Genomic DNA, 14313 nt, shown 5'->3' on the forward strand with positions numbered 1-14313 from the left:
GCACGCTTTCGGCCACCGATCTGCTACGCGGGCGGGGTTTGGTCCACTCGGCGTTGATCCGCGTGCCTGGGCAGGTCGCCCTCGTGCTGCGCGCGACCCGTGGTTTCGGGCTGTCGATACTGACCAAAGTTCTTCCCCCACGCTCAGGTTCCGAGGATCTGCCGTCGGCCTTCAACGACCCCGAAGCCATGATCGGCTGGGTATCCTTGCGTGAAAACGGCTGAGTCCGACGGGACCGATGGCGGTTCCAGGAGTCCGTGGGACCGATACCTGCGGACGCCGATTCGCGAGACCGCCGCTCATTGGGAGCGACTGGACGGCTGTGCGTCTCGAGTTCGCCACGGAGCAGTGTGGTTTGTCGCTGCCATCCCACAGCCGCCGGAGTGGCAGCGCGTGTTCGTCGGAGGTGACGAGATCATGGTTGTCTCCTCGCCCGAGAGGATGCGCGACATGGGCTTCGGCGACACCACATTCCTTTAATAGTTCAGTTACACGCTCGACGGCATGAGCAGACAGTGGCGGGAACACACGACCCGCGGCATGAGCGGACGTTTGACTCAGTGAACGGGCCGGAGGGGAAACCGCGATGCCGGCCACCCCGCAGCCGTCAACGCGCCTTGTTTGTCAGAACCAGAGCCTGCTTTCGCATGATCAGGGCCGATGGACGTGGTGGACCTAAAGGACGTTCGAGTACGGCGATCAGCAACGGGCGACGAAGTACCGCACGGGTGACGGGATTTCGAGGACGCCAGATTCCGTCACGAACTCGGCTGCTTCGGCCGCGATCTCTTGTGCGACCGTCTCGTGGTGCTCCGCGGGCATCGTGTCCCACATCATCCGCATACCGTGCGTCCAGGTCCAACTGACGAGCTGATCCGGTGAGTCCGCCCGCAGGAGGACGTCCTCGACGTGGACGGCGACATCGGAGAAACCGGCGCGCCGGAGGTCCGCGGTCGCCTTTTCCGCGCCACCGAAAGCTTCCTCTTGCGGGTAGACGCGGGCCGAGACAGAGAACCTGGCTGCGGCCGCCGCGATGGACCGCAGCCCGAACACTCGGGGCTCGGGTTCGAGTACTGACGCCGGCGCACAGACCGCCAGGCGTCCGCCGGGAGCCAAGAGGGTCCGGTACCGGCCGTAGGCGGATTCCAGGTGCGGCACCATGTGCACACTGTTGCTGCCGATGACGGCGTCGAAGTAGCCGGGTCCGAAGCCGGGAGCGGCGCCATCCATGACCGCGACGACCGCTCCGGTGGCGTGTCTGCTTCGCAGATTCGCCGCCGTCTTCGCGACCATGGCCGGAGAGACGTCAATCCCGACGACCTGCCCGGAGGGGCCGACCGCATCGGCCGCCGCGAACAGCGCCGCGCCACGGCCGCAGCCGATGTCCAGGACGTACTCACCGGCACTGAGCGCGGCCAGCTCGACGAGCCGTGCGGCGATCGGGCGGAAGTACTCGACGCCGTTCTGGTCGTAGGCCCCTGCCACCGTGTCGAAGGTCTGCCGCATCGCTGTGTCGGGTGACGACGTGTTCATGGGCTTGTTCCTTTCGCAACCGTGAGCGGGTCGGGCCTCAAGCGAAGGTCAGCATGGCCACACCACCCATCACAACCAGCGCGCCGGTGACCCGGCGGCGAACATGGCCTTCCCCGAGGAAGTACCAGCCGAAGATGACCGCGGTCACGATGCTCAACTCCTTCACTGGAGCGATTACGCTGACCGGTGCCCACCGGATCGCGAAGAGCACGAGGACATACGCGGTCGGCACCAGCGTGCCGACCACCACGATTTCGCGCCGGTGCGCCGACCAGAGCTCTCGCAGTGCCCGGGTGCGCGCGAGCGCGACCGGAGCCAGGACAAGCACCTCCCCGACCGACACGCCCCAGAAGACGAGCAGCGGTGAAAGACCGAAGCCGCTGACGACGTTCTTGTCCCACAATGTCGCCAGCGCGTTGGCAAGACCGATCAGCACCCCGAACCCGGCCGCGGACACCCTCGCGGCGCGGCCGATCGGGCCGGGCGACCGGTCCACGGTGATGACCAGGACCCCGCCGATCACCGTGGCCGCGCCGAGCAGGGCCAGCGGGCTCGGCCGCTCGCCGAGCAGCAGCACGGCCGCGGCGATCGCGAATACCGGTGCCGCGCCACTGGACAGCGGGTAGACCACTGACAGATCCGATGTACGGTAGGCGCGTTGCAGCAGCAGGTAGTAGCTGAGCTGCAGGCAGGTGCCGACCACGGCCGACAGCGCCCAGTGCCCGAGGTCGACCGGACCGCCGAGGATGAGGGCACCGATCCCCAGCGGCAGTATCAGCACACTGCCCACGGCCATATAGGAGAAAACGAACAGCGAACCCGACATGCCCATTCTCTTCGCGATCACGTTCCAGCCCGCATGGGCGAACGCCGCGACGAGCACGAGCAGCACAGCCAGAACTATCAACGGGGCACCTTTCGCGGTTTTCGATGCGGGGCGCCACCTGCCCCCAGGTACGGCCGACGCGGCCGATCATGCGCTGTGACCGGCCGCGCCGGCCTGGTCGGCTAGACCGAGACCAGCTCGTAGACACCGGCCGACGCGCACAGCGCCCGGTCCGAAACCCACTCACTGCGGTCCGAGACCCAGTTCGCCCGGTCGGACACCCAGTTCGCCCGGTCCGAGACCCAGTTCGCCCGGTCCGAGACCCAGTTCGCCCGGTCGGACACCCAGTTCATCTCCATTGTTCCTCCTTTCACTGAATCGAATCGGCTCCCGGCCGCCAGCCCCGGCACGAGGAGTGCGGGAATGGTTTCCCGTCAGGCGGACGGGAACGAAGGCGCCCGGCAGTGGCGCGAGCGCGGAATTCCTTTATGGACGAAAGGCGGTGGGCGCAAGAATGGCCGTCAGCCCCCCAATCCTCGCTTCCGGTGGATCGCGCCTCAGCATTTCTAACACGCGGATTTGGTGTCGATCAATCGGCCGCCGGTGCCCGACTTCGTCGCCCTCTGTCGTCAGCAGGCGGATCCGTTTCCACCAAACGGGTTCCGACACACCGGTCCGCGGGCCTGGCGATCGGCGTATCCGCGCTACGGATTCCGCCTTGCCGCAGAAACAAAACTACCGATTTGTGCTACGAAAGGAAAAACAAGCAAGCACTTTCCAATCGATGATCGTCCACTCGATCAGCGGATTCCCCCGCCTTTCGTGGTCTGCTTCCATGGAGAAGGTAAATTCTCGCCGGTGTCACCCTGGGGGGCTGGACACCGGCTCTCACAGTGAGTTCCCCCGAGGAGCGATATGGCTTCCTACAAGGACGTCCTCGTCACCGGCGGCGCCGGATTCATTGGACGCAACATGATTGCCGGGATGGTCCGTGACGGGTACACCATCACGGCGCTGGACAACTACAAGATCGGCGGGAAGGAGTTCGTCGACGACGAGATCCGCAACGAGGTCAATTGGGTCGAAGGCGACTCCCGCGACTATTCCCTGGTGGCGAAGCTGACCAAGGGTATGGACGGGGTCATCCACCTCGCCGCGCCGTCCTCCTTCCTGATGTACGAGGAAGACCCCACCGACGGCGCGTCGGTCACCACACAAGGCTTCCTCAACATCCTGGAGGCCGTGCGCCGCAACGAGGTCGGCAAACTGGTGTACGCCAGCACGAGCGCGGTGTACGAGGGGAACCCGGTGCCCTACACCGAGGAGATGACCCTTGCCCCGCCGGATCTGAAAGCGCTTTCGAAGAAGTGGAACGAAGAGGCGGCCCGGCAGTACTCCGACCGCTACGGCATCACCGCGGTCGGGCTGCGCCCGTTCAGCGTCTACGGGCACGACGAGTTCAGCAAGGGCGGCTACGCGAACGTCATCTCGCTGTTCGTCTGGGCCGCGCTCAGCGGGCAAACGCCCGTCCTCTGGGGGAACGGGCAGCAGACCCGCGATTTCATCTACGTCACCGACGCCGGCCGCGCCTTTCAGCTCGCGCTGGAAGGCGACCTCAAGACCGACGAGTTCAACGTCGGGACCGGGCTGGAAACGACGTTCAATCGCACCCTCGACCTGATCGGCGCCGAACTGGGCATGGACCTCACGCCCCGCTACGTACCGACGCCCATCGCGATCTACGCGGAGCGGCTGTGGGCGGACACGCGCAAGGCCGAGAACCTCCTCGGTTTCCACCCGTCGGTCACAGTCGAGGAGGGTATCCGCCGGGTGATCGCGTCCGCCAAGGAAGCACGCGATCGCTGGCCGGAACTCGGTACTCGGCAGATGTACTTCGAGAGCCTGCCGGCCTGACGGCGCGGGTGGGACGGGATGACGACGATGAAGCGGGTACTGGCGCTGACCGACGCGCCTGACGACGTCAGTATCTTCTGTCAGGACACGGAACTGCTGCTGTTCCGGATCGAGCAGCTGCCGGCGGCCAGACACGACTTCAAGTTCTTCGAGCAGGTGTACACCAGACTGCGCGAGGCCTGCGATCTGTCCACCGTGGACATGGTCGTGGCGGAGTACACCGAGGCGCTGCCTTTGCTGTACCTGATGAGGCGGGACGGCCACTCGTGCCCGGCGCTGATCATCCCGCACACGAATCCGTACCCGCTCAATATCCTGTGCCACCTGATGCTGGTCGCCGAGACCGCGCATCCCGGCGACCTGGTCCTGTGCGGCTCGACCAATGCCGCGGCCGCCTACGAGCAGGTCGCCGGGATCCCCGCCCGCAACATCTGCACGTTCGGCATCCGCGACATCTACCGGCCGGGAGACCGTACGGCGGCCAGGGCCCGGTTCGGGCTGCCACCGGACCGGCCGATCCTGCTCTATACCGGCCGGTTCATGACCGACAAGGGAATCGGCGCCCTGCTCGAGGCGTACCACCTGCTGCGCCGGAGCGTGCCGCACGCATTGCTGACGATGTCGGTGACACACATCGACGCGGTGCTGTACAACCAGCTCGCCGTACAGCTCGAGCACGTGGTGCTGTTCCAGCGTCTCTCGCGGGAGGAGACAGTGAGCCTGTACAACGCGGCGGACCTCTACGTCTCCGGTGCCACCAGCATCTTCGAGACCTATGGGAAAGCGCCTCTGGAGGCGATGGCCTGCGGACTGCCCGCGGTGCTGCCGCGCTGGGACGGCTTCCCGTACTTCGTCGGCGAGCACAACGGCGCACTGGCCGCGGTCCAGCACGGGGATACCGGCCGGACCAGCCCGTTCGACTTCGCCGCCGTCGACCCGGCCGACCTCGCCCGGCAATGCCGCCGGGTGCTGGACCGCGGCAAGCTGACGGACTACCGGACGCCTGCCTGGGCCACCTACGAGGAGACCATGCGCGTACTCCGCGGCGTGGTCGGTGAGCTCACCGACCACCCGCGGCTGGCGGTACCCGTGGCCCCGTCCGCGGCGTTACACCGTGAGCGCTACTCACCCGCCGTCCGCGCCTTCCTCGACCATTACCGGTTGGAAACGCTGGAAGACCTGACCGTCCGGACGACGGAGCTGGGCTTGATCGACCGCCGCGATCCGGGTGACCGGACTGTCCTCAGTGGACTGCATGATGAGATCTTCGGCATCATGGCCGCCGATCCCGGCCGTGCCGGTGACGACGAGAAGGCCGGGGTGACCGGATGACCGCAGGACTGGGACTGGCCGACCAGCGCAGCGACTACGCCTCCCTGGTGCGCTGGTGGACACGGATGCGGGACTCGAAGCCGGTGCATTACGACGCGGAGCTGGGGAACTGGCACGTGTTCCGCTACGACGACGCGGTGCGCGTCATCGGCGACCACGAGACGTTCTCGTCGGACCTGCGCTCGGCTGTCCGGCAGCCGGAGCAGTTCGCGATCGTCGCGCGCGGAGCGTTCAACGGCTTCGACCCGCCGGCACACACGAAACTGCGGTCACTGGTCAGGACCGCGCTCACGCCCCGGATGATCGCCGGTCTCGCGCCCCGCATCACCGCCATCGCGCACGAGCTGCTCGACTCGATGGCCGGGCGGCGCCGGGTGGAGCTGGTCCGCGATCTGGCCTACCCACTGCCGCTGATCGTGATCGCCGAGCTGATGAACATCCCGCTGGCCGATCGGTACCGCTTCCGCGCCTGGGCCGACGCGCTGTTCTTCCAGGGCCGCGGGGACAAACCGGTGGTGGTGCCGACCGAGGAGATGTTGCGCTCGGTCGAACCGCTGATCGGCGAGATGAACGCCTATTTCCTCGACCACATCCGTTACCGGCGGCGGCATCCGGGCGGCGACCTGATCAGCAAGCTCGCCGCCGTCGAGGTGGCCGGTACCCGGCTTGCCGACGAGGAAGTGCTGGGCGTCTGCGGCTTCCTGCTGGTAGCCGGGCACATCACCACCACACTGGTGCTCGGCAACGCCGTGCACCTGCTGGCCACCCGGCCGGACCTCGCTGCGGCACTGCGGTGCCAGCCTGGCCTGATCCCTGCCGCCGTCGAGGAGGTCCTGCGCTTCCGGGGGCAGCTGCCCGCGACTCCGCGCCGGACCACCCGCGACGTCACCCTCGGCGGCCAGGCCATCCCGGCGGGTGAGGTACTGCTCGTCTGGATCGCCTCCGCGAACCGGGACGAACGCCAGTTCGCGCAAGCGGATCGCTTCGATCCGCGGCGCGAACCCAACCGCCATCTGGGATTCGGGCGGGGTATCCACTTCTGCGTCGGTGCCCCATTGGCCCGGCTCGAGCAGCGCATCGCCCTGCGCGCGGTGCTCGAGCGGTGGGACTCGTTCTCACTGGACGGCCGCGTGCGACCCGAGGACGTGCGCAAGGCCATCGGGTTCCGGACTCTTCCCCTCGAAGTTTCCTGGGCCGGCTGAGCCTCCTGCCGGCAGTCAGCCGACGTCGAAGCAGACCAGGAACAGACCCTGCTCCGGCAACAGCCCTGCGACGCCGTCCGGCCGCAGCCCGGCTTCCCGGCCGAGCCGGGCGAACTGTGCTTCGGTGCGCTCGGCAGCGTCCAGCAGGAGCAGCATGGCCAGGTCTCGCTGGCTCGCCACGAACTGACCAGGATCGTCACCGGCTGCGGGCACCTCGTCCAGCACTCGCTCGACGAGCACGACCTGCCCGCCCGCGACCACCGCTGCCCCGCAGCGGCGCAGGATCGCGACCGCGGCCTCGTCGGGCCAGTCGTGCAGGATGTTCGCCAGCAGACAGACGTCCGTCCCGCCGGGCAGCGGATCGAAGAAGCTGCCGCCCACCACCGTCACCCGATCCGACACCCCCGCCGCCCGCAACACCGGGTCCGCGGCGCTGACGGTGCCGGGCAGATCCACCAGCGTTCCGGCGAGCCCGGGGTGAGCGGCCAGTACGGCCGCGAGGACGTGCCCGGTCCCGCCGCCGACGTCGGTCACGTGCCGGACACCCGACCAGTCGTACCGTCGCGCCACCTCGGGGCCGAGCGTGGCGGCGTGCGCGGCCATCGCCGCGTCGAAGGACCGGCCGAGCACCGGATCGGCGGCCAGGTCGTCCCAAAAGCCGCGTCCGAACAGGCCGGCCCACACGCTTTTGCCCGTGCGCACCGCTTCGGGTAGTGAGGCGATCGCCTCGTCACCACGACGGGCAAAGGCTTCGCGCTGGTCCAGTGCCTTCGCCAAGCCTGCCGGGTGGCCGCTGCACAGGACCGCCCCGAGCTCTCCGAGTTCGACGCGATCTGCGGCGGGCGCGCGGAACACCTCCAGCAGCACGAGATACCGGACCAGCCGCCGAAGGGCAGTCACATCCGCGCCGGACCGGCGCGCCAGGCCGGCGAGGTCATTGACGCCGTCGGCCACCAGGTCCGGCAGTCCGAGCGTAACCGCGGCCCGCAACGCCCACGGGGTGAACAGGGTCGCGCCGCGGGCCACCCTGACCACCGCATCCCGGTCGGTGTCCCTGTTGCTCAACGTCTCTCCGTTCAGGTGTGGTTTTTGATGATCCGGTCCAGTGCCTCGGCTCCGCGGTCGACGTCGCCGAAGTCGTTCAGCACGCCAGGGGCGAACCGGACCGCGCTGCTGCGATACGGCGTCTGCCCGGCGACGACCCCTTCGGCGAGCAGGAGGTCGACGACGGTGGCCGGGTCGATGCCGAAAACGTCGAAGCACACCATCCCGGACGTCAGCCCGCCCACGTCAGGCGTGCGCACGTGGACACCGGCTACGTCGGCGAGCGCACCGCGGCAGTGCGCGTTCAGGTCGTGGATGCGGGCGGCCACCCAGGGCTTTCCCAGCTCCTGTTGGAAGTCGAAGGCTTCGGCGAGCGCCCACCGGTGCTCGTAGGCCGGGAACCCACCCGGGGTGCAGAACCGTGCCGCCGGCGCCTTGCCGTCCGGCACGGAACCCAGGTACCACGGCCAGAACACTTCGACGTCGAACGAGGTGATGATCGGCCGGATCGCGGCCCAGCCCCGCTCACTGCCCCAGACCAGGCCCGTTCCCCGAGGCCCGAAAAGCCATTTGTGGCAACCTGTGGCAAAGAAGTCGCAGCCGAGCTCGGTCACCTCGAAATCCTCGACGCCCATACCGTGCACCCCGTCGACGCAGGTCAGGACCTCGGTACCGGGTGTACGCCCGGCGTTGACGGCCGCGACGACCTCCGCGATACGGGCCAGCGGCAGCTTGACCCCGGTCCCCGAGTGCACCCAGGTCAGTGCCAGCAGCCTGGTCCGGTCCCCGATGCCGCGGGTCACGGCATCGACAATCTCGTCCTCGGTCGCCGTCCGAGGGTCCTCGTAGAGCTCGATGGTCCGGTGGGAGGCGCCGCTCGATTCGGCCTTGAACCGCAAAAGTTCCCTGGCCGCGTAGTGCTCGTGCGAGGTGCTCAGGATCTCCTCGCCGGGCCGCAGCATCATGCCGGTGAACACGACGGCGAGGCCCATGGTGGTGCTTTCGGTGAGCGCGATCGTGTCCGGCTCAGCACCGAGGTAGCGTCCCGCCTTCTCCAGGACCCGGCGCTGGAGCTCGTCGCGATGGTGGAAGTACAACGCCGGGTTGCTGTCGAGGCCCTGCCGGTGCCGTTCGATCGCCTCGCGGACCGGCCGCGGGTGTGGGGCCAGCACTGAGAGTCCCAGGTGCACGTAGGCCGGGTCGAGGTCGAACTGGGCCCGCAGCTCGGGCCAGTGGGGCTCGGCCGTCACTTTTCGATGCCCCAGCGGCGGGACTCGACCGGTGTCAGCTCGATCAGCTTCGCTCCGCGCCGGATCGCCTCCTCGTCGAGGGTGGCGATGTTCGCGGGCGACGGGTTGGGCGAGAGTCGCTGCTCGTGGGCTTCGGCGATCTGGTAGATGTCGAAACCGTACTGATTGCGCATGATGCGGTAGCCGAGTTCGTTGATCATGCAATTCGTGCTGCAGCTGCCGGTGTTGTGGGGTACCTCCCAGCCGATGGCCTCGAGGTCGGCGATGATGCGCTCGGTCGGCGGCTTCGGCACGAACTCGTAGAAGGGCACCAGAGCGGTTCCGCTGTCCCCGGCCCGGAGCAATTCCGCGGCTTCCGGCGCCTTGCGTTCGGCGTGTCTGCGCAACAATGAGACCTGGTCCTCGACGACGTCGGCCAACGGCGTCAGCCCGTCTACCTTCACGATCGGCCGGTCACCGGCGGTAGTGCGGTTCTGGCCTTTGTGTGTCCCGACGAAACATAGCGGTATCGAATTTTCCAGACAATATACCGACGCCTGGGCGAGAATGGTGGAAAAACAAGGCCAGCACGCCGACCCCCACGACATCGCCGCGCGGAGAAGATCCGAGTCATCCTCTTCGTTCATCGCGAAACCGAGCCGGAACAGAGTGTTCATCGGATCGCGTTCCGGACGCACGATAACCAATTCGATGTCGAGTTTCTCGCACAGTGAACTGGCGTTGCGGATCGCCAGCGGCGATTGATATCCCTGGTCGAGCATCCAAGCCACGACCCGCACGTCCCTGCCTGCCAGATCGTGCAGCATCCAGCTGGAATCCTTGCCGCCACTGTAGAGAACCAGCGCGTCGGCCTTCGCCTGCGGCCGCCGCGCCGGCACGCTGGCGACAAGTTCGTCGAGTTCGGCCGGTACTTCTCCCGCCACTTCGCCGCGGGCCACTCGGAAGACCAGATCAAGTAACCTGCCGCGGTCTTCCTGGGCAGGCAATTCCGCTGGATCCGGCGGATTCAAACAATGGGTGCACAGTGCGAGATCAGGCGATGGATCCCTGCCATCGAGGCAGGCGATGAATTTGTCGTACCCCATGGGCATACCGCATCGAGTGCAGACCGAACCGTCCGGAGCGACCGACATAACCATTCCTTTCGCGCGACTGGCAACATTTGTCCCCACGGCCGCCGTGCCTGCGAAAACCCCCGACAGGCCGGACGCCGGAGTGCGACGAATTTTCACGGCCGTGTAACTACCCTAGAAATGGGTGAGGTGCACGACAAGGGACCACTCGGGTATCGTGCGATCACAGCGGGTGGGCGCTGACAAAGGGGTGCCTGACACATCTTGGATCTCTTGATCTTGCCGTGCGAGCGTGAGCACCTGGACGATCGAGCTCGAAGACCAGCGTTGATCGAGTCGCGATCCACCGCGGGAAGCGGACAGTCACGTACGTAGGAAGGTGTCCTGCAGGGCGAAGTTCGGTTGAGTCTGCACGCGCGTCCGGCCGCGGCAGCCTTCTGCGTAGTACTCCAACGCGACGACGGGCCCAGTCTCGTGAGCCTCAATCGTGAGAAGGGTTGCCTGTTCGCGGTAGACATCGACGATGACCTTCGATGACTGCTCGTATCGGACGCGGACGCCCTGCCCGATCACATCCCAGGTGATGTGAAGCTTTTCGGTCACGGAGACGGGGACGCGCACCTCTCGTACCCAATCGTCGCCCGACACCTTCTCAGCCTGCGGGAGAACGCCGAACGCGGTGAGCCACACCTCGTCCTCGGCAACCACGAACTCCACGCGGGCAGCCTACCCATCCGCCTGAGAAACACCCTGATCGCGCCCTGCGCGAACGTTCAGCGTGCTCCCGCCGCGGTCATGGTGGGGCGCGTCCGTCAGGCCGTCCCCTCTCGGTGTTCCAGGGGGCGCGGGTCGTGGCTGGGAAGATCGCTCCCGATCAAGAGCGCATCACCGCCGCGCTCGAGCGCGGCGGGATCGACCACCTCTATGCCCTGTTCGTGGCTCACTCCCACCACGACCACGTCAGGGATGCTCCCGACGTCGTCCGCCTTCGTGGTGGCACCTTGTACGGTTCGCCGTCCACGCTCAACGTCGGCCGCGGAGCGGGCCTGCCCGACGACTCCATGTGCGTGATCGCTGACGGCGACCAGGTCAAGCTGGGAGACTTCACCGTTCGCGTCTTCCAAGGGCTCCACAGCCCGGGCGATCACTACCCGGGCACGATCGACGAGCCCTTGACCACATCGACCAAAGCGTCCGCCTACCGCACCGGAGGCTGCTACTCGTTCCTGCTCACCCACCCCGCTGGACGAATGCTCGTCCACCCGAGCGCCGACTTCGTCCCTCACCAGTTCGACGGGCTCGACGTCGACTTCCTCTGCCTGGGAGTCGGAGGTGTCGGCGCCCAGGGCAAGCAGTTCCAGGACGACTACTGGCATCATGTCGTCGAGGCCGCCAGCCCGTCGTTCATCGTTCCGGTGCACTGGGACGACTTCTCGCGCCCCCTCGACCGCCCCCTGCGAACCATGCCGTTCTTCCTGGACAAAGCGGCTCGCACCGAGGACGTCTTGATCCGCAAGGCCGGCGAGTCCCGCATCCCCTGGCGGTTCCAGGACGCTTTCGAGATCACCCGGCCCTTCGACGGGCCCAACGCGGCGAACGACGCCTGACCAGGGCCTCTCGACGAGCAGCCGCCCCGACCGGTTATGTGCCGGTCCACCGACACGTCCGCCAACCAGCGCACGACCGTCGGCAAGACAGTGCGTCAGGCGTCAGGTTGCGGACGCCATGTACGCCGCCAGGATGTAATTCGGGTGCCGGTCGAGGTTTTTGCGGGCGCGGTCGTAGCGCATGGTCGTGCGCGGGTCGGCATGGCAGGCTGCGATCTGGACGTCGCGTAGGTCGACCCCCGCGTCAAGCATTGTGGTGATGAAGGTGTGGCGGAGCATGTGCGGGTGCATCCTCGGGAGCCGCACCACCGCGGCCCCGGCCAGCCGGCGTAGCCGGTGGGTTGCGCAAAGCCGGTCCATGCGGACGCCTCGTCGGTTGAGCAGGATCGGACCGTGATCGCGGTCGCCAACGGCTCGGTCGATAGCCCGTCCGACCGCCGGCGGTAGGGGCACCAGCACGACCTTGCTGCCCTTGCCGACCACCCGCAGCACCCGGTGTCCGTGTTCCTCGCCGAGGTCTCCGATGTCTGCGCAGCAGGCCTCGAATACCCGGAGGCCGAGTAGGCCGAGCATCGCGACCAGTGCGAAGTCGAACGGGTTGACCGACTCCCGGGCCGCAGTCAGTAGGGCCTCGAACTGCAGGTGTGACAAGCCGAGGGTCGGTGACTCGTTGGGCACCACGGGGCGTCGGACGTACTCCGCCGGCGAGTGCTCGAGCACGGCGTCGATGACGCAGGTGCGGTAGAAGCCGGTGACCACTGACATCCTGCGCGACACCGTGGAGGGCTTGAACCGTCGCACCTCGTGCATCCAGCGCACGTACAGCTCAATCTGCGCCCGGCGCGCTGCCAGCGGAGCGAGGTCGCGTTCGCCGCACCAGGTGAAGAAGATCCGCAGGTCCGACTCCGAATGCGTCCGCGACACGCCCGAGTAGCGTGCGAGGTACGCCGCAGCCGCCAGTCGTAACACAGTTTCGTCCAGGTCTGAGGGCTCCATGACCTTCGATGCTGGGCGAAATCGCTCCTTACACAAGGCCGGGGAGCGCGCCACCCGCGGCATGAGAGCGCGATAGATCGCCGAGGTGAATGCTTCGCAGGTGGCGCCGGCCGGCCGGCTGATCAGTTCTCGAAAGGGTCATGCGGCGGGCGCAAGTCCCACGACAGTCGCTCAGCCGCCGCAGCCTGCACCCGCAGTACTCGATCTCGGTTGTTTCCGTCCGCCTCGAGGATACTCACGATTTCGAAGGCGTAGGAGGCGGCGGCCGATTCGGACTGTCCCGCCAGCACCTCACCATAGAACGTCCATAGCCCTGTCCGGGCCAGGTCACGGCACTCCGCGACAGGATTCCTTCCCTCGAACAGACCGGACGCGTGCCCATTGTCCCCGATGAGACAGAGGATGACGTGGAAGAACTTGGCCCGCGACTGCCCCATGACGCCGCTGGTGATCGCAGCCAGTGCCACGGCCAGAGCGGGCAATGACACTTCGATGAGGATCTCGCCTGGGGCCACCACGTGGTCGACCAGATCCAGGCCCTCCGCTCCCCGCGCCAGCGCCACAAAGTCACCAGCGAGGTGCTCTGAGGAACGACGGCACCCACATTCCATCGCGGCCCAGTCGTACCGCTCGATCTCCAGTTTCATCAGTTCCATGTGGACTCTCACCTCCGGCACCCGAACCTACTGAATCGCGCAACCTGCAGTGCTCGGACCGCCGATCACGCACATCGGCATGACCGCGCGCGACTCGGGGCAGAAGCGTGCGCCGTCAGCGACGGCTCATGCCATAGGCGGGAGTTGCGTGGACGCCTATGCCGTACTCGTACTGCAAGCCGGCGTCCGCGATGAAATGCGCCGCGTGCGCCAGTACCGGGTGCGAGCCGATCTTGCTCACGGCCATCCGGCGAATGGCTCGGTTGAGCCGGCCGGAGGCGCTGGTGACCGCCGCCCAGTTCCACTCGGCGGGGTCACCGAGTCGCTGCACAGTCGCGGACCACGCCGCGGCCCGTTTCTCCGTGTTGTGGTTCGTATGGCTCCATCGCAGCTCCCGGGTCCCGGCCGCCGCGCCGTGGTGGAGCTGGATGAGTCCCCAGCCTTCGCAGCTGTAGCGGAAGGTCGCGGTGGGATGCACTCCTGGAAGGAAATCTATCCGTTTCGCGATGGGACCCGGGCCCGACCCGATGGCGAACAACGCCAGGCTTCGTCCCTGTCGACCGTCAGGGACCTCCGTGAGGGCATGAAATTCGCGCAGTTCGCGGTCCGGCTCTGAGTCGGATTCGAAGACACGGAACAAGCCGAGATCGAATACGGTCTCGAGGACCGCGGACCAATCGTCGTCAACGGCGTAGAAGTCGAGATTCGGCACGATCTCACTATCCCTGCCGGGGCAGTACCAGCGCCAACGACCACCTCCTCTCATCGGCATGACCGCGCGCCTGGTCGTTGCGCGTAGCGACCGCCTCGCGGCATGAAAGGACGTTCGTCTGTTCTTGGGCTTTGGGACGGGCATAGGTACGGCTCGGGCGGGCTGCCG

At 66.9% G+C, this 14313-nt stretch carries 15 protein-coding genes; 5 read left to right on the forward strand and 10 right to left on the reverse strand.

All coding sequences use genetic code 11. The features are described from left to right. The first annotated feature begins 83 nt into the window (after positions 1-83). Positions 84-224 (forward strand): hypothetical protein, encoded by a 141-nt coding sequence (locus AC069I_RS40750; protein WP_478229468.1) that lies wholly within the window; start codon positions 84-86, stop codon positions 222-224. Positions 225-699: 475 nt separating this feature from the next. Here AC069I_RS40750 and AC069I_RS40755 read toward each other — a convergent pair whose 3' ends face one another. The 3 genes from AC069I_RS40755 to AC069I_RS40765 all read right to left on the reverse strand — a co-directional run bounded on the left by AC069I_RS40755 (position 700) and on the right by AC069I_RS40765 (position 2718). Beyond that, positions 700-1533: a class I SAM-dependent methyltransferase gene (locus AC069I_RS40755; protein ID WP_478229467.1), complete on the reverse strand. Its 834-nt coding sequence runs from the start codon at positions 1531-1533 to the stop codon at positions 700-702. 37 nt (positions 1534-1570) lie between these two features. Continuing rightward, positions 1571-2440, reverse strand: a complete 870-nt coding sequence (locus AC069I_RS40760; protein WP_478229466.1) for an EamA family transporter — start codon at positions 2438-2440, stop codon at positions 1571-1573. A gap of 101 nt (positions 2441-2541) precedes the next feature. Then, a complete protein-coding gene (locus AC069I_RS40765) occupies positions 2542-2718 on the reverse strand; it encodes a hypothetical protein (protein ID WP_478232875.1) in 177 nt (58 codons plus the stop codon). 556 nt (positions 2719-3274) lie between these two features. On the opposite strand from AC069I_RS40765, the gene AC069I_RS40770 reads away from it, so the two are divergent. Genes AC069I_RS40770 through AC069I_RS40780 form a run of 3 tightly spaced genes read left to right on the forward strand, consistent with a single transcriptional unit; the run spans position 3275 to position 6807 of the window. Continuing rightward, the gene (locus AC069I_RS40770; RefSeq protein ID WP_478229464.1) at positions 3275-4273 is read left to right on the forward strand and encodes an NAD-dependent epimerase/dehydratase family protein; all 999 of its coding nucleotides are present in this window, start codon (positions 3275-3277) and stop codon (positions 4271-4273) included. Positions 4274-4291: 18 nt separating this feature from the next. Beyond that, positions 4292-5605, forward strand: a complete 1314-nt coding sequence (locus tag AC069I_RS40775) for a glycosyltransferase family 4 protein (RefSeq protein ID WP_478267749.1) — start codon at positions 4292-4294, stop codon at positions 5603-5605. After that, on the forward strand, positions 5602-6807 hold the full coding sequence (locus AC069I_RS40780) for a cytochrome P450 (RefSeq protein WP_478267750.1): 1206 nt from the start codon (positions 5602-5604) through the stop codon (positions 6805-6807). The genes AC069I_RS40775 and AC069I_RS40780 overlap by 4 nt, the downstream gene beginning before the upstream one ends. 15 nt (positions 6808-6822) lie before the next feature. Here AC069I_RS40780 and AC069I_RS40785 read toward each other — a convergent pair whose 3' ends face one another. From AC069I_RS40785 to AC069I_RS40800, 4 genes are all read right to left on the reverse strand, one after another. Beyond that, positions 6823-7872, reverse strand: a complete 1050-nt coding sequence (locus AC069I_RS40785) for a methyltransferase (protein ID WP_478267751.1) — start codon at positions 7870-7872, stop codon at positions 6823-6825. Positions 7873-7883: 11 nt separating this feature from the next. Next, positions 7884-9101 carry an aminotransferase class V-fold PLP-dependent enzyme gene (locus AC069I_RS40790; RefSeq protein WP_478229460.1) on the reverse strand — a complete coding sequence of 406 codons (1218 nt, stop codon included), beginning with the start codon at positions 9099-9101 and terminating at the stop codon, positions 7884-7886. Further along, positions 9098-10186, reverse strand: a complete 1089-nt coding sequence (locus AC069I_RS40795) for an adenine nucleotide alpha hydrolase family protein (RefSeq protein WP_478267752.1) — start codon at positions 10184-10186, stop codon at positions 9098-9100. The genes AC069I_RS40790 and AC069I_RS40795 overlap by 4 nt, the downstream gene beginning before the upstream one ends. 351 nt (positions 10187-10537) lie before the next feature. Beyond that, positions 10538-10891, reverse strand: a complete 354-nt coding sequence (locus AC069I_RS40800) for a hypothetical protein (RefSeq protein WP_478267753.1) — start codon at positions 10889-10891, stop codon at positions 10538-10540. A 134-nt stretch (positions 10892-11025) separates the two neighbouring features. Here AC069I_RS40800 and AC069I_RS40805 point away from each other — a divergent pair, with 134 nt between their 5' ends. Then, entirely contained in the window at positions 11026-11781 is a 756-nt protein-coding gene (locus AC069I_RS40805; RefSeq protein ID WP_478267754.1) for an MBL fold metallo-hydrolase, read from the forward strand. Between the two features lie 102 nt (positions 11782-11883). Here AC069I_RS40805 and AC069I_RS40810 read toward each other — a convergent pair whose 3' ends face one another. From AC069I_RS40810 to AC069I_RS40820, 3 genes are all read right to left on the reverse strand, one after another. Next, the gene (locus AC069I_RS40810) at positions 11884-12777 is read right to left on the reverse strand and encodes a tyrosine-type recombinase/integrase (protein WP_478267755.1); all 894 of its coding nucleotides are present in this window, start codon (positions 12775-12777) and stop codon (positions 11884-11886) included. 122 nt (positions 12778-12899) lie between these two features. Next, positions 12900-13433 (reverse strand): hypothetical protein, encoded by a 534-nt coding sequence (locus tag AC069I_RS40815; RefSeq protein ID WP_478267756.1) that lies wholly within the window; start codon positions 13431-13433, stop codon positions 12900-12902. A gap of 115 nt (positions 13434-13548) precedes the next feature. Further along, positions 13549-13911 carry a hypothetical protein gene (locus tag AC069I_RS40820; protein WP_478229454.1) on the reverse strand — a complete coding sequence of 121 codons (363 nt, stop codon included), beginning with the start codon at positions 13909-13911 and terminating at the stop codon, positions 13549-13551. Between the last annotated feature and the right edge of the window lie 402 nt (positions 13912-14313).

The organism is Amycolatopsis sp. NPDC043885 (assembly GCF_056435685.1).